This window comes from Nostoc parmelioides FACHB-3921, from assembly GCF_014696625.1.
Classification (GTDB): domain Bacteria; phylum Cyanobacteriota; class Cyanobacteriia; order Cyanobacteriales; family Nostocaceae; genus Trichormus; species Trichormus parmelioides.
In genome coordinates, this window is record NZ_JACJQL010000002.1 from 75,863 (window position 1) to 90,482 (window position 14,620).

Annotated in this window: 15 protein-coding genes and 1 riboswitch; of the genes, 11 read left to right on the plus strand and 4 right to left on the minus strand. The window is 42.4% G+C overall.

What is annotated here, in order from left to right; all coding sequences use genetic code 11:
* Window positions 1–41 precede the first annotated feature (41 nt).
* Both H6G14_RS02155 and H6G14_RS02160 read left to right on the plus strand, forming a co-directional pair.
* Window positions 42–536, plus strand: a complete 495-nt coding sequence (locus tag H6G14_RS02155) for a pentapeptide repeat-containing protein (protein WP_190565521.1) — start codon at window positions 42–44, stop codon at window positions 534–536.
* 277 nt (window positions 537–813) lie between these two features.
* The gene (locus H6G14_RS02160) at window positions 814–1,608 is read left to right on the plus strand and encodes an LmeA family phospholipid-binding protein (RefSeq protein WP_190565522.1); all 795 of its coding nucleotides are present in this window, start codon (window positions 814–816) and stop codon (window positions 1,606–1,608) included.
* A gap of 187 nt (window positions 1,609–1,795) precedes the next feature.
* Here the strand turns inward: H6G14_RS02160 and ilvB are convergent, their stop codons facing one another.
* The 3 genes from ilvB to H6G14_RS02175 form a co-directional block, all read right to left on the minus strand.
* The gene (gene ilvB, locus H6G14_RS02165; protein ID WP_190565523.1) at window positions 1,796–3,694 is read right to left on the minus strand and encodes a biosynthetic-type acetolactate synthase large subunit; all 1,899 of its coding nucleotides are present in this window, start codon (window positions 3,692–3,694) and stop codon (window positions 1,796–1,798) included.
* A gap of 153 nt (window positions 3,695–3,847) precedes the next feature.
* On the minus strand, window positions 3,848–5,110 hold the full coding sequence (locus H6G14_RS02170) for an MFS transporter (RefSeq protein ID WP_190565524.1): 1,263 nt from the start codon (window positions 5,108–5,110) through the stop codon (window positions 3,848–3,850).
* A 246-nt stretch (window positions 5,111–5,356) separates the two neighbouring features.
* Window positions 5,357–5,929, minus strand: a complete 573-nt coding sequence (locus H6G14_RS02175; protein WP_190565525.1) for a hypothetical protein — start codon at window positions 5,927–5,929, stop codon at window positions 5,357–5,359.
* Window positions 5,930–6,233: 304 nt separating this feature from the next.
* Between H6G14_RS02175 and H6G14_RS02180 the strand changes: the two genes are divergently transcribed.
* Window positions 6,234–7,349: a ferrochelatase gene (locus H6G14_RS02180; RefSeq protein ID WP_011319508.1), complete on the plus strand. Its 1,116-nt coding sequence runs from the start codon at window positions 6,234–6,236 to the stop codon at window positions 7,347–7,349.
* Between the two features lie 41 nt (window positions 7,350–7,390).
* Here H6G14_RS02180 and H6G14_RS02185 read toward each other — a convergent pair whose 3' ends face one another.
* Window positions 7,391–7,558, minus strand: a complete 168-nt coding sequence (locus H6G14_RS02185) for a hypothetical protein (RefSeq protein WP_190565526.1) — start codon at window positions 7,556–7,558, stop codon at window positions 7,391–7,393.
* Between the two features lie 223 nt (window positions 7,559–7,781).
* Here H6G14_RS02185 and H6G14_RS02190 point away from each other — a divergent pair, with 223 nt between their 5' ends.
* From H6G14_RS02190 to H6G14_RS02220, 8 genes are all read left to right on the plus strand, one after another.
* On the plus strand, window positions 7,782–7,901 hold the full coding sequence (locus H6G14_RS02190; RefSeq protein ID WP_338421178.1) for a DMT family transporter: 120 nt from the start codon (window positions 7,782–7,784) through the stop codon (window positions 7,899–7,901).
* Window positions 7,888–8,022, plus strand: a complete 135-nt coding sequence (locus tag H6G14_RS33955) for a hypothetical protein (RefSeq protein ID WP_277884295.1) — start codon at window positions 7,888–7,890, stop codon at window positions 8,020–8,022. The genes H6G14_RS02190 and H6G14_RS33955 overlap by 14 nt, the downstream gene beginning before the upstream one ends.
* An 18-nt stretch (window positions 8,023–8,040) precedes the next feature.
* Window positions 8,041–8,221: riboswitch (cyclic di-AMP (ydaO/yuaA leader) on the plus strand.
* Between the two features lie 408 nt (window positions 8,222–8,629).
* Window positions 8,630–8,872 carry a hypothetical protein gene (locus H6G14_RS02195; RefSeq protein ID WP_190565527.1) on the plus strand — a complete coding sequence of 81 codons (243 nt, stop codon included), beginning with the start codon at window positions 8,630–8,632 and terminating at the stop codon, window positions 8,870–8,872.
* Between the two features lie 838 nt (window positions 8,873–9,710).
* A complete protein-coding gene (locus tag H6G14_RS02200; protein WP_190565528.1) occupies window positions 9,711–10,031 on the plus strand; it encodes an NfeD family protein in 321 nt (106 codons plus the stop codon).
* A 103-nt stretch (window positions 10,032–10,134) separates the two neighbouring features.
* Window positions 10,135–11,478 carry a flotillin family protein gene (locus H6G14_RS02205; protein ID WP_190565529.1) on the plus strand — a complete coding sequence of 448 codons (1,344 nt, stop codon included), beginning with the start codon at window positions 10,135–10,137 and terminating at the stop codon, window positions 11,476–11,478.
* A gap of 65 nt (window positions 11,479–11,543) precedes the next feature.
* On the plus strand, window positions 11,544–12,812 hold the full coding sequence (locus H6G14_RS02210) for a flotillin family protein (protein ID WP_190565530.1): 1,269 nt from the start codon (window positions 11,544–11,546) through the stop codon (window positions 12,810–12,812).
* Between the two features lie 14 nt (window positions 12,813–12,826).
* Entirely contained in the window at window positions 12,827–13,471 is a 645-nt protein-coding gene (locus H6G14_RS02215) for a sigma-70 family RNA polymerase sigma factor (protein WP_190565531.1), read from the plus strand.
* Window positions 13,455–14,615: a DUF1822 family protein gene (locus tag H6G14_RS02220; RefSeq protein ID WP_190565737.1), complete on the plus strand. Its 1,161-nt coding sequence runs from the start codon at window positions 13,455–13,457 to the stop codon at window positions 14,613–14,615. Before H6G14_RS02215 ends, H6G14_RS02220 begins: the two co-directional genes overlap by 17 nt.
* Window positions 14,616–14,620 lie beyond the last annotated feature (5 nt).

Genomic DNA, 14,620 nt, shown 5'->3' on the forward strand with positions numbered 1-14,620 from the left:
TTTAATAATGGTGGAGTGTTGAGATTTATTAAGAATAAGTTATGAAAAATTGGCGAGTAGTGGTTAGTTTTGTCTTAGCGATGGTTTTATTTCTGTTTCCTGGGTCAGCGCAAGCTGCGAGTTCCTCTAGTATCACCCGTTCGGCTGGTGATGAACTGAAGGCAAAGGATTTCTCTGGTCAAAGTTTAATTGGTTCTGAGTTTACCAACGTAGATTTAGAGAATGCCAATTTTAGCAATGCTGACTTACGTGGTGGTGTGTTTAATGGGACTGTGCTAGAGGGGGTCAATTTGCATGGTGTGGATTTTAGTAACGGTATAGCTTATCTGGCAAGGTTTAAAAATGCTGATTTAAGCGATGCTGTTTTGACCGATGCTATGATGCTACGTTCTGTTTTTGATAATGTTGATGTCACTGGGGCAGATTTTACTAATGCGGTTTTAGATGGAACAGAGGTGAAAAAAATCTGTGTTAAGGCCAGTGGGGTGAATTCTAAAACTGGTGTTGATACCCGTGAATCTTTGGGTTGTCGCTAGGGCGAAAATTTTTGGGGCTGAGTAGGAGATATTTTCTATTTTCACGCAAAGGCGCATACCACTAAGTGGGAAAAGCACAAACGTGTTATTAGCGTCTTTGCACTGTATGATTTTGTCTGCATTTGCTGAGTAATCATCAGACTTTCACAAATGCTTTTTCTGTCCCATTATCAGCAAAATCAAGTCTTGGTATCAGCACAATGAATCACCAAGGACTTGCTGAAATCTTCACATTTTGTTACAAGAGTACAAAGAACTTCTAGAGACCCACAACCAAATGTTCGGCGGACTTACTGGTTTACAAGATCCTAAAGGCACTGATTGGGGCGAGAGAATGCTCAATACAGTAGCCAGCCAAACGATTCGCCACCTGTTTTCCCAAAGCGAGTCAGTAGAAGTCTTTGTGCGCTGCTATCCCTCTAGCAAGCTGTTGCAAGGTAGCATTGATAGCTTCAAAATGAGCGGACGTGGCTTAGTCATCCGCAGAGAGTTTGCGGTAGAGGAGATGTCTTTTGAGACGGATGCGGTGTCTATTGACTTTGGTGCTGTTTTGAGTGGTAAATTGAATCTCAAGCAACCAACACAGGCGATCGCTCAAGTAATTTTATCGGAAACTGGAATTAATCAGGCTTTTAAAGCTGAACTAGTACAAAAGCGCCTAGTAAATTTAACTTTACCCGCCTTAACTGAATTATCTGATGGTAAACCAGTCTCTTTTACCGAAGTTCAGGTACAATTATTACCCCAAAATAGCCTCAGACTGACAGCTCAGGCTGATTTAGGTAGCGGAGAACTGATCCCCATTACCATGACTCTAACGGTGGCTGTGGAAAAGCGCCGCCGTATTTCTTTTAAAGATCCCAAAGTTGAACTGGGTGCTGTTCCCGAAACGCAACAAGAAATATCACAAACCTTGAGCCTAGCACTGGCGGAAATTTTAGATAATATGGTCGATTTAGACCGTTTTGACCTTGATGGGGTGAAAATGCGGCTGAACCGATTAGAAACCGAAGGAGACAGGTTAATTTTCAGTGGCTATGCAGAAATTGAACGGATTCCTCGTAGTGCTTGAAGATGAGGCAAGAGGAAAATCCATTCAAAATTAATAATTTAGTTGATATATTTTCTTGTATAGCTGTTGACGGTCAACAGTCAACAGTCAACAGCTATACTCGGCGCTTCCTCTGTGTTGAACAAGAAAAAACGCAGAGTACATAAAACCCTGCGTCTTCAAAACCACTTATATCACAGCAAATGAATTACAACTTAGTCCCACACTCAGAACAGAAATTGTGATTGGGTAAATTCGATGTACCACAATGGCTGCAATAAACTGGTTCGACACTGGTCTTTGGTGGTTGCTTAGGCAAACCAATCATCTGAGCATTACTCTTACCAGGAGCTACCATAGGATAGCAATTCTCGTCTTTTGTGACGCGAACATCCAAAATAACTGGGCCATCGTAGGCTAACATTTGAGCGATCGCATCTTTCAATTGCTCTCTTTGCGTAACTACAATACCCTTAATGCCGTAGGCTTGTGCCAATAACTCCACATCTGGCATCCCTACTTCCATATTTGAGCAGGAGTAGCGTTCGCCGTGGAAGGCTTGCTGCCATTGGCGTACCATCCCTTGCCAGCCGTTATTTAAAATTACGGTCTTGACATTTATTCCATATTGTGCAGCAGTGCCGAGTTCTTGGAGGCACATTTGGAAACTGGCATCACCGCTAATACAGATTACTTGTTCATCTGGGAAGGCCACTTTAGCGCCAATGGCGGCAGGTAAACCAAAACCCATCGTTCCTAAGCCTGCGCTAGAAATCCAACGCCGGGGGCCATTCTTGAGGAATTGGGCTGCCCACATTTGATGTTGACCAACATCAGTGGTGTAGAAGGCGTGGGGGGCTTGACTGCCGACTTCCACAATCACTTCTTGTGGGGGAATGCTGTCTGGATGTTGGGGGACTACTAGGGGGTAATCTTCCCGCCAACGGTTGATTAAGTTAAGCCATTCTTGGTTTTGGTTGGGGGTATTTTTGGCACCTGTTTGTTTACAACGACGCAACAAATCAAGTAAGACTTTGCGGACATCACCAACAATGGGGACTTCAGGAATGCGGTTTTTACCAACTTCGGCGGGGTCAATATCGATATGAATAACTTTGGCGCGGGATGCAAACTCATCTAATTTGCCGGTAACGCGGTCATCAAACCTAGCACCGACGCAAATCAACAAATCACAATCAGTCACAGCAAAGTTAGCGTAAGCTGTGCCGTGCATCCCCAACATCCCCAAAGATAAAGGATGGTGTTCATCAAAAGCACCGATACCCATCAAAGTGGTAGTGACGGGGATATTAAATAACTCGGCGAGTTCTTGAATTTCTGCATGAGCGCCGGATGCGATCGCCCCACCACCAACGTATAGTAAAGGACGACGGCTTTCGCGGATCAATTCAATCGCAGCGTTAATTTGGCGGGGATTCCCCTTTACCGTGGGGCGATATCCGCGTAATTTAATTGAACCTGGTTCTACAGGTACATAATCAAATTGTTCAAAAGCCACATCTTTCGGCACATCAATCAACACTGGCCCTGGACGGCCTGTGCTGGCGATGTGGAAAGCTTCTGCCACAATTCGCGCCATATCTTGGGGGTCACGCACTACATAGGAGTGCTTAACGATGGGTAGAGTAATGCCGTAAATATCGGTTTCTTGGAACGCATCTGTACCGATCATTTTCCGGGGTACTTGCCCAGTAACAATCACCATTGGAATCGAATCCATGTAGGCTGTAGCGATACCTGTCACCAAGTTAGTTGCCCCAGGCCCAGAAGTACCAAAGCATACACCTACTTTTCCGGTTGCACGAGCATAACCATCAGCAGCATGAGCTGCTCCTTGTTCGTGTCTCACTAGAATATGTTTAAGGCTGCCAGTTGCTTCCACCTTATACAGATCATCATAAATCGGCAGAATCGCCCCACCAGGATAACCAAAGATATACTCAACGCCGTGGCGCAGCAGGCTATCAAGTAGCGCGAAGCCACCAGTTACCCGTTGTGGTGTCACAACCACCGATGGCGAATTAACAGACTGAGTATGTTTCTCTGTTTGTGAGGGACTAGTCGGGGAAGGCAAGCTCACAGTCACGGTCAAACCTCAGATGATAGCTAAGTTAATGGGGGAATTCTGTAATCAGTACTTCAATATTAATAGAAAAGTTCAATCAAATTATGAATTAAATTTCTTTCTTTAGTATGACGATGATAGATATGGAGTATGGGGGGGAATGGGGAGTAATGATTAAATTACATCTTGCAAAACTCTACGGGTATTTTTCCAAGCCCAAACACCAACAACTACTACAACTACGCTCATTGTCATCAACACTACTCGTAAACCCAAAGCATCAGTTAGAGGGCCGGTAATTGCTAAAGGTAAAGACAAGGCTATGTTTACAGCATGATTTTGAAAACCAAACACTTTACCGTGCATTGTGGGTGGTGTTTGCTGTTGAATTAAAGTTTGCATGGGTACACCAATTAAGGCAGCACCTATACCCAAAATTGCACAGAGTCCAAGAGCTAGCACCAAATTGTGAGTGAAGGTGAACACACCTAACACCATTGCCATCATCAAAAATCCGATTAAAGGTAAGGGCTTGTGATGGAATTTATCACCCCAATGTCCTAAAAGTCCTGCACCTGTTACCATCCCTACGCCTGCTGCTGCTAGGAAAAAACCAAACTGTTTCTCTTTTAAACCAAATTCTTCGGCTAACCGAATGGTTAGTACTGTCAATGCAGCAAATACACAATATAGGGTCGTGAGTTGCAGCATGGCATTTAAGACTAAGCGATTCTTTTTGAGGTAACGGATACTTTCGGTAAATTCAGACCAAGGATTAGAGCTAGTCAGTTGATCATTATGGGGTTTGTGTTCTGTAAATTTTATGGGCTGCATGAGCAACCCCGATAAGATATATAATCCCCCTACTACCAGTTCTTGACCGTAGGTTTCCCCCATCAAACTTTTTGACCAACTCAAAATCGGCTCTCCGACAGCAAAACCAACTATTAAAGCTCCCATCATGGTGCTGCTGAACAAGGCATTAGCCGCCATTAAATTTTCTCGCTTTACTAACAGAGGAATTGCCGCCTGTTCAGCAGGAGCAAAAAACTGTGTTACTGAGGAAATAGCAAAGGTGAGTATGAGTAAAATCAGGAATTCTCTGGGTAAAAATGGTAAACACAAGGTCAAAAGCCCACGCAAAATATCGGAGCCAACCATAATCAACTTTTTGGGCAAGCGGTCTACAAAAATTCCGCCAGCTGAACCAAACAAAATTGCTGGAATCGTGAACGCCACCATCAGAGTTGAGTACATGGAATTTTCTGGTAGTCCAGAGGGCGCTGGGTACACTTCCAACAAGGCAATCATTAAGACAAAAAAAACCTTGTCTGCTAATTGGGAAATTAGTTGCCCAATCCACAGGAGCATAAAACCACGGTTTTTGAGCAGTGCGCCAAACCCATTATTAACAGCAGCAGGTTCAGTGGGAAACATGGGAAGTTCGGTTATTAACTAGGGTAGATGGGGAACAGAGAGTGGGGAGAAATTTTGAGTAAGTAGGGACGAGGGATTAGGGACTGGGTACTGGAAAAATCTGAATTTTTTCGTAATTTTCCCCTTGCGCCCGTTCGGCTGACGCTCACGGCAAAAGCCTGTTATCTACTCCCTTACTTCTTCTCTTATCCCTTATTTTCTCATCACTCAATATTTCCCTCCTGTATACTTGGACTATTTTCCGGACTATTTTGCTTCATAGTTTCTTAACAATGAGTGTAAAAACTCGGACGCAGTTAGACGGATTTTTGAGGTAGCGTTTTCTACTGATGAATCAGAGCGCCAGCCTTGTACTGTTTGGGGCGATCGCCACATGGTTAAATGTTCAACGGGTGGTTCTGCGTAAAAATTAGTTTGCCCACTTCCTAGTAACAATGAACTCCAATGAGTAAAATAATCGTGACTAAGCCGATGAATGGGAAAATTTCCCCACAGTGGCACGCCCCATCCATCTATGGCAATAAATGCTTTGACATGACCCCCTCCATTTTGCCATTGCCAAGCAGCAGCGATCGCTCCTACTACGCCAGCACTGAAGCTGATGAATATAACTGGCGATTTTAGCTTATTCCCTAAGCGATCGTGTAAAAACTGCAAAATATGAAGTGATGATAAAGTCAAAACCCCTGCCACTGGAACAACAAGTATCTCTATTGGCTTTTGACTAATTGAGGTACCAGAGAATGCACCCAAGCACCCTGACACGAAGCTTTCAGTTAAATCTGAGTCATGGATTCCAGGGCAAATAATAATGCTCATTTATAAATTATAGTCATTGGTCATTAGTCAACGGTCAACAGTCAACAGTCAACGGTCAACAGTCAACAGTCAGCAGTCAACAGTCAACAGTCAACATTTCTTCCTCACAGCATATAGTGTTAAATATTTTTCACTACTCAGTACCTAGTATTAAGCCCAGTATGTCTTTTGATATATTATTGTCACTTTTGTTGTTATCCCATCCAGGGGGATAGGATAATAACTTACTAGGTGGGCAAACAATATGGCTATTTTGTAGCTACAAATTTTGCTTGCCATTCTGGTATATATCGAGGAACTGATTGTGGTTGCCACACCGGAAAAACTACAAAATACACAGGAACATTTATCAACCCAAGACCGAGTAGCCGTGTTGCTCATGGGTTATGGTGAAGTTGAAAGCTACGAGGATTTTGCTAACTATAACGAACAGGCTCTCAACCTACTGACAGCAAAATTTGCACCTGTACCGACTTGGATTTATCCGCCGTTAGCAAAGTTACTGGCGTTATTTGACCGTCACGAATGGGGACATCAACACCACGATTTTATTTCCCCTCACAACGCCATCTTTGAAAAGCAGCGTGCTGGCATTGAACAAAATTTACAAGCAAAATGGGGCGATCGTATTCAAGTTTTCAAAGCTTTTAATTTCTGCGCTCCCTTTTTACCTAACCAAGTTTTGGCGGAAATCAAAAGTCAAGGTTTTGACAAAATTCTGATTTACCCCCTACTAGTTGTTGATTCCATTTTCACCAGTGGGATTGCTATTGAACAAGTTAACAATGCTCTAACTGAGACGAATGATGGTGAAAACCATTGGCTGAAAGCATTACGTTATATACCTTCTTTCTATAACGAGCCAGAATACATCCATTTAATGGCTCATCTGGTTGAGGAGAAAATTAACGCTGATTTAGCCACAGCTTACTTACCTTCCCAAATTGGCATTGTGTTGATGAATCACGGTTGTCCTCACAAAGCCAAAGGTTTCACCTCTGGAATTGTCGAAAGTCAAGCGTTGTATGATTTGGTACGGGAAGAGTTAATTTATAAGTATCCACTCATTTCTGTGGGTTGGCTGAATCATGACACCCCCTTAATTGAGTGGACGCAACCCAACGCAGAGCAAGCAGCTAAAAACCTGATTCAATTGGGTGCAAAGGTTATTATCTTTATGCCTATTGGCTTTGCCACAGAAAACCACGAAACTTTACTAGATGTACACCACATAATTCATGATTTAGAGAAGAAATATTCTGGTGTGGATTATGTGCAGATGGCTTGTGTGAATGACAATCCAGAGTTTCTAGCAATGGCGGCTGAATGGGCAAATGCTCAGATTGCTGAGTTGCAGCATGAGCAAGCAGTGGCAATCAACCCACAATTAGCTGTACATCATCATCACCATCATCACTAGAATTAGGGATGTAAGGGTATAAGGGTGTAGGGGTGTAGTTTTCAGCACCCTTGCACCCTTATTAAGCGTTGGCTCAGATTACTTTGTAATTCCCGAATGGCAATGCTGGTACTACCCTCAGAGGCTAATTGGGGAAAATCTAGAATTGGTTGATGAGAATTGGCTTTTAGATGTCGATTCTTCAACACTTGTGAAGTGATATCCCTCATTTTAGGCAATTGAGCAGAACTGAACAACAAGTAAGCAATGAATTTTTGCACCCAGATCAAAGCTGAATATATCAAGGTTTGAGCTAGGCAATGGGGTATAGCTTTATTGCTGGGTCGCAGCTATTTTAATAGAAAACTAGGGGTCAGCTTTATAATACCCACATAGGTAACGAAGTTGTTTAACAACCATGTTTTGTGATGGGATTTATGCTGGATCGCAGCAATTTTTCTGGATCATTATGGTGCGCTAGGACTTGCTAAGTATGCAGCCAGTCCAACACGTATTGCTGGAGTTGTATTTGTGATTCTGGGTGTTTCCTTAGTTGCCTATGCAAAACGGTAGCAGAAAAGGGGCGATCGCCTGTATCAGTATCGTAGATGCGATCGTATCTTTTTGTTTACTAGGATGTTACCTTATGTCGGAACACGTTAATATTACAGAGAACAAAAATCAGTCTGCCTAATCCAGGTTTACCCTAAAAGCATCTATGATGCAGGGTCTAAGTTAGGAACGGAGGAACCAAGTTTGGGGCGTATCTGCCAAAAAAGCTGAAGCTAAAGTGTGAAAGAGAAATTTCAAATTTTAGACTTAGAGCATTTAAAGAAGGACATCTCTCAGTCCTAGCCCGTCAGCTAACTTCGTAGGCATTGAGAGGAGATTGAACGAGCAGCATTTATACAAAATAATGCCTGTCGTCAGTATCCTTGGCTGGTAAACTTACGCTTCGCTTTACCTGTCCTCGCACTGGAAGTCAGGTTTTATAGTCTGTGTTTCTAGGGGCTGAGGTCAGATTAGTTGCCTTGAGGTACAGTAGATCGTGTTTTTGCAGATAAATCATCACTTGACTTTCATTACAGTAGACATTGTTAGCGCCACCATAAATAGTATTGAAAGTTTGGTTTTTCCTATAGAGAAAATTCCAACACAGTACTTATGAAACTTTGATCAAACTGTAGAGAAAACCTCTGTCATTGTGCTAGGTGTAAATTCTTGATGCAGTTTAGCGGCATCAATTGGGCTAGAAAAATTCACGATGGAAGTATTATTCATAAACAGTTCTGGAGAATAAAATGTCTATTCAAAATCGTAACTTTTTTACTGATGTTAACTTTTTACCTGAGCATAAATTTAAGTTAATTGGAGAGTTTGCAGGAAAAAAGCTCTTACTAATTGGCAGAACTAATGCCTATGGTGATCCCATAGTTGCAGCAAGCCATAGTAATGAGCCTAGCCAAGAAGATTTATACGCTTATGACCTATATGAGTTGATGAAGTGTAATCACGAGCTAGTTAATATCACTGGAGAGATTTAGTCAATTAATAGGGTGGGTTGATACTGTTCAGAAAAGAATCGATAAGCTATTCTGCTTTTAAGTTGCACAATCCATCGTGAGGGCTGTTAACTGTGAGGCAGTCGCAGTCTTGGCGGTTTCCGTCGATTGCGAACTGCCGTTAGCGTAGCGGTAGCGACGTTAGGAGCGTCACCCGAAGGGTTGACCGTTGAAAGTTAACAGTTAACAGCCCTTATTAGAGTTATACAATTTAGCCGCGCATTAGCTTATCAGAACTATCTCCCACCTTATAGCGTCTATAAATATTGATGCTGTTCTAGTGATACACCTCAATAATTAATTAATACCAATATTTTGTTATATGGGGTGTTTTTGTATAAAGCAACGCACCATTTGTGACCCTTATTTAGTTAAGATTAACGCTTATAGAAATCCGATTTAATTATTGAAATGATCTAAGCTATTACGCTTTTAAATTACATAATCATTTGTATGGATTGTTGACTGCTGACGGTTAACTGTCAACAGTCAACTGTCAACAGCTATAGTTATACATCATACATTACAACTACTGAGAACAAAACTAAGTGTAAAGTTTTGTAACATACGAGATAACTTTCTCCCACTTCTACAGAAATACCTATAGAACCGCAACTGTAATCTCCATATACCGCGTTCAATAACACCAGAGATATAACAAAATTTTGTTATATCTCTGCCTTCCTTATATGTATGTGTTAAATATTATTTAAAGGTAGCTGTTATGAAAAAGCAAATAGTAAAGTTATCTCAACATCATCTGGTTTTTTGTTACCAATAAAGGGTGAACAATAATTATAAAATACCTGGAAATAGGGTAATGAATAATCCAATTCTCACAACTGCTGGTATTGTAATCGCTTTCGGGATTATTGTTGGTGTTTTCATTGTGGGATTAATTTATCTGCAACGAAGACGACAAGTAGTAGACAGTTTAATCCGTATTAATAATGTAGTTGGTTGTTTTGGGATTGTGGAAGTTCCTATAAACCACAATAGTCCAGGAAAAGTACGTATTAATCTCAAAGGTTCTCTCGTAGACTTTGTAGCTTTCACCGATGAAATTCATCAATTTAATCAAGGTGATTCCGTTGTTGTTGTGCGAATTAAGGGAAATAAAGTTTGGGTAGTTAATGTTTAGCAAGAGAGGCAGTTTGCGGAAGGTGTCGCAGGACTGAAGGGGATTCTGATGACAGTTGACGGTTAACAGTTGAGAAATTACTCATGACTCTTGAGAAATAACTATGAGCTTAATTAAACAAGAATTAGCGACTGTAACAGTAGCACAAGTTGATGCAAATACACCTGATACTAGCAAAGAAAATAACGGGATAGAGAGTCTACTTTATGGTGGTCTTCCTATTGCTTTATCTATTTTTGGTGCGGTTGTACTGGTGTGGTTTATCAAGTCTTTTTTATGTATTTGTAAACCCAACGAAATCTTGATACTTTCGGGACGCAAATGGCGGACTAAAGATGGACAAGAGATGGGTTATCGAGTGTTATTAGGTGGGCGAGCCATTCGGATTCCTATAGTGGAAACTGTAAAACGGATGGATGTGACGACTATGCCGGTAAGGGTGGAAGTGCGGAACGCTTACGCCAAAGGGGGAACGCCTTTGAATATTCAAGCGATCGCCAATGTGAAAATTTCCTCAGATCCGGTGGTTGTAGGTAACGCCATTGAACGCTTTTTAGACCGCGATCGCTCGGAATTGGCTCGTGTATCCCGCGAAACCTTAGAAGGCTATCTCCGGGGTGTCGTCGCCACCCTCACACCAGAAGAACTCAACGAAGACCGCCTGAGTTTTGCCCAACGCATCGCCTCTGATGTCAGCCGCGATTTGAGTAAACTGGGATTGCAACTAGACACCCTGAAAATTCAAAGCGTTTCCGATGATGTAGACTATCTCAAGTCTTGGGGACGTAAACAAATTGCCCTCGTAATTCGAGACGCAGAGATTGCCGAATCCAACGCACTCACCCAAGCCGAACAAATCGAAGCCCAGTCCGAAGAATATGCCCAAGTCGCCAAAACCCAAGACAAAATCATTGTGTTGGAGAAAGAAAACGAACTCCGCAAAATCAAAGCCCAGCTAGAACAGAGAGCGAAGTCAGAAGAAGAAATTACTACGGCTGCTGCTCAGGAAAAGAAAGCCAAAGCCGAACAAGTTTTACAAATGCTACGGGCTGAATTAGAACGCCTACGTCTACAAGCCGATGAAGTCCTCCCCGCCGAAGCCCGTCGCCAAGCCCAAGAACTCCGCGCCAAAGGCGAAGCAGCCTTCCTAGAGGAAAATGCCAAAGCCGCAGCTTTAGTTAACGACATTCTTTCCCAAGTTTGGCGGCAAACCGGCAGCGATGCTTCTAAGTTATTCCTCATTCAACAAATTGAAACCGTCCTCCAAGAAGCAGTGAGGATTCCTCAACGCATTCACCTAGAGAAGGTAAATGTGATTGATAACGGCGATGGCAAATCCGTAGCCAGCTTGGTGAATATTTACCCCGAAATCGTCCTGCAATTCCTAGAAAATGTGAATCGTACTCTGGGTATTGATGTTACTGGAACCTTGGGGAGTGGAGATTAGGGATTGGAACTGTACAGACGCGATTAATCGCGTCTCTAACAACTAACAACTAACAACTAACAATTATGGAAATTATCGCTTTACTTTTAGGAATTTTTGGGACTGGAACCGCCGCAGGATGGTGGGTGATTCGCAACTTGTATTATATCTGCCAGCCTAGTGAAGTGCTGATTTTTGCGGGTAGCCGGACTCAGGTTGATGATAGGCGATCAGTTGGTTATCGCTTGGTGAAAGGTGGTAGTAGTATTCAAGTGCCTCTGTTGGAAAAAACTTTCCGCATGGATTTGACTAACATGATTATTGAATTAAAGGTGTCTAACGCCTACTCAAAAGGTGGGATTCCTTTGACGGTGGAAGGGGTGGCAAATATTAAAATTGCTGGTGAAGAACCGACAATTCACAATGCAATTGAGCGACTGTTAGGTAAAAGCCGCAAGGATATTGAACAATTAGCCAAGGACACCTTGGAAGGTAATCTGCGGGGGGTGTTGGCGAATCTCACACCAGAACAGGTGAATGAGGATAAAATCACCTTTGCTAAAACTTTGTTGGAAGAAGCTGAAGATGATTTAGAAAAACTGGGATTGGTACTAGATAACCTACAAATCAAGAATATTTTTGATGAGGTACTTTATTTAGATTCTATAGGACGCAAGCAACAGGCAGAGTTGCTACGAGATGCGCGCATAGCTGAAGCCGAAGCGAAAGCCCAAGCGATCATTAAATCTTCAGAAAATCTCCGCATTACTAAACTCAGGCAAATTGAACGGGATTTGCAAATTGCTAAAGCCGAAGCAGAACGCAGAGTTAGAGATGCAATTACCAAACGCACCGCAGTGATTGCAGAGGTGGAATCGGTGGTCAATTCCCAAATTGCCAAGGTGCAAGCAGAAGTAGCAGTGCAAACCGAACGCATCATTCAAGTAGAAAACCAACTACAAGCCGATATAGTTGCCCCAGCCGAGGCAGAATGTCAAAGTGCGATCGCTCAAGCTAAGGGAGATGCTGCCAAAATCATCGAAGAAGGCAAAGCCCAAGCCGCAGGAACCCAGCGCCTAGCTGAATCCTGGCAAAATGCAGGTGCATCGGCGCGAGAAATCTTTATCTTCCAAAAACTGGAACCATTATTGAAAATGATGGCTGCGGGAGTACCTGAGGTGGAAGTAGAAAATTTAACTGTGATTGATGCGGCTAATGGTGGTGGCGTACCTAAAATAGCCTCTTTAATTGAACAGTTACGTCAAACTACTGGTGTCGATGTTGCTCAAGTAATCAATCAGCTCAAGTCTGATGGTAAAAATGGCAAGGTTGGCTCAAATTTGGATCAAGGTTAGTAAGAAAGTCAAGCATGGATGAATTAACCGCACTGGTAAAACAAACCTGTCAGCATCCAAGGGGTAGTATTGAACGCCAAAAAGGACTGCATGAAATTATCTGGCGGATTCAGCAGTCGGGTAAATTGTTTCGGGGTACGGGTGTACCTGATGCAGAGGAAGCATTGCAGAAAACATGGCTGTATTTTTGCCTCAATCTCTGCGAAGCTACAACCAGTGAGGAACCATACAATTCCAGCCAAGGAAGTGTGATTACTTGGCTGAATGCCTACTTGCGGTACAGGCTGAAAGATATCGTCGTTCCTGATCAAAAAATCATTCATTATTCTTCAGATGAAAATGGCGAAGAAGTAGATCCCACAGATTTGATTCCTGCACGCCCAGAACCACCACCAATTCTAGAGGAAATTCAGGAATGGTTAAAAAAAGAAGCTCATACTTTACGCCGTATTTACGTAACTAATCGCCCAGATATCAATTGTTTGGTGTTGATTGAACGTCGCTTACCGCCAGAAACTTCTTGGAAGGATTTATCTCAAGAGTTTGGTGTCTCCATCGCTACCCTGAGTGGTTTCTATCAACGCCATTGTTTTCCCCGCCTCCTCAATTTCGGCATATCCCAAGGTTATATTGATCATGAGTATGAGTTACCTAAGTGAACAGCAAAGCATATCAATACCGATTCCAGAGAGTTTTCGCCAAATAGCTCTGGAATTTGCCCAAGAGCAACCAATTTCTACAAAAGCGAAACAAGTATATTTAAATACCCTAGCTGTACAAATAGTTAATAGCTATTTAGCAATGTTAGATATCCCCACGGAACTAGAAGCTAGCTATAGTTGGCATCCAAGGGGGCGCTTGGCGGCTGATGTTGCAGATTTACTATTAACTGGTGTGGGACGTTTGGAATGTCGGCCGATGCGGATGGGCGATCGCTCCTGTAAAATTCCCCCAGAAGTTTGGGATAATCGCATTGGTTATGTTGTTGTGGAAATTAATCACACTTGTAAGGAAGGGAAAATTATAGGATTTATTGCCAGTGTCAACACTCCAGAAATTACCCTGGAACAACTGCGATCTTTAACGGTATTAATTGAACATTTACATCTAGTACATTTACGGCAATGGCTAGAAGGTATCTACACCAATAACTGGCAAAGTGTAGAAGAATTATCAAGTCAAAGAAGCACTCAATTAGCCTTCCGTTCCAAACGTGTGCGGGGTTGGGAATTGGATACTCCAGAAAAAGTTTGGCAAGTAGTTGAGCAATTATATCCTGCTCACAGTTGGGAAAAAAGTTTACCACCGGAACTATTAGCAAGTTTTCCTTGGAGGAGATTAGGCAATATAGAAGTATCTCCCACTACTAATAATTGCACTGAATTTACTGAAGCGATCGCTCATCTTTTAAAAACAACTCCAGACGAAGAAACTCGCTGGACTTTGGCAGAAATTTTGTGGACTCTTGCACCCAATCATCCTGCTGTCAGTGCTAGACGCATCATCGATTTAGGAATGCAGCTTGCAGGCCATCCTGTCGCTTTAATGGTAGCAATTTTAGCCAAACCAGATAGGAATGTGGCTGTCTTATTGCGTGTGTATCCAATGGGAAATCAGCCTTATCTACCACCAGGATTGCAATTAGCTGGACTAGATGAAAATGGCAAATCATTTTTAGAAGTCCAGGCACGAGAAAATAAAGATGATTACATCCAGTGCAAATTTTGTGCAGAATTTGGCGAAAAATTTCAAGTTCGGGTTACTATAAATAATGTAAGTTTTACAGAAAATTTTGTCATTTAATAGAC

Coding starts and splice junctions, on each gene's coding strand:
- H6G14_RS02215 (WP_190565531.1), top strand. CDS start 12,827: ATGGATGAATTAACCGCACTGGTAAAACAAACCTGTCAGCATCCAAGG.
- H6G14_RS33955 (WP_277884295.1), top strand. CDS start 7,888: ATGCAAAACGGTAGCAGAAAAGGGGCGATCGCCTGTATCAGTATCGTA.
- H6G14_RS02210 (WP_190565530.1), top strand. CDS start 11,544: ATGGAAATTATCGCTTTACTTTTAGGAATTTTTGGGACTGGAACCGCC.
- H6G14_RS02185 (WP_190565526.1), bottom strand. CDS start 7,558: ATGAGGGATATCACTTCACAAGTGTTGAAGAATCGACATCTAAAAGCC.
- H6G14_RS02220 (WP_190565737.1), top strand. CDS start 13,455: ATGAGTTACCTAAGTGAACAGCAAAGCATATCAATACCGATTCCAGAG.
- H6G14_RS02200 (WP_190565528.1), top strand. CDS start 9,711: ATGAATAATCCAATTCTCACAACTGCTGGTATTGTAATCGCTTTCGGG.
- H6G14_RS02195 (WP_190565527.1), top strand. CDS start 8,630: ATGTCTATTCAAAATCGTAACTTTTTTACTGATGTTAACTTTTTACCT.
- H6G14_RS02175 (WP_190565525.1), bottom strand. CDS start 5,929: ATGAGCATTATTATTTGCCCTGGAATCCATGACTCAGATTTAACTGAA.
- H6G14_RS02160 (WP_190565522.1), top strand. CDS start 814: ATGTTCGGCGGACTTACTGGTTTACAAGATCCTAAAGGCACTGATTGG.
- H6G14_RS02205 (WP_190565529.1), top strand. CDS start 10,135: ATGAGCTTAATTAAACAAGAATTAGCGACTGTAACAGTAGCACAAGTT.
- H6G14_RS02170 (WP_190565524.1), bottom strand. CDS start 5,110: ATGTTTCCCACTGAACCTGCTGCTGTTAATAATGGGTTTGGCGCACTG.
- H6G14_RS02155 (WP_190565521.1), top strand. CDS start 42: ATGAAAAATTGGCGAGTAGTGGTTAGTTTTGTCTTAGCGATGGTTTTA.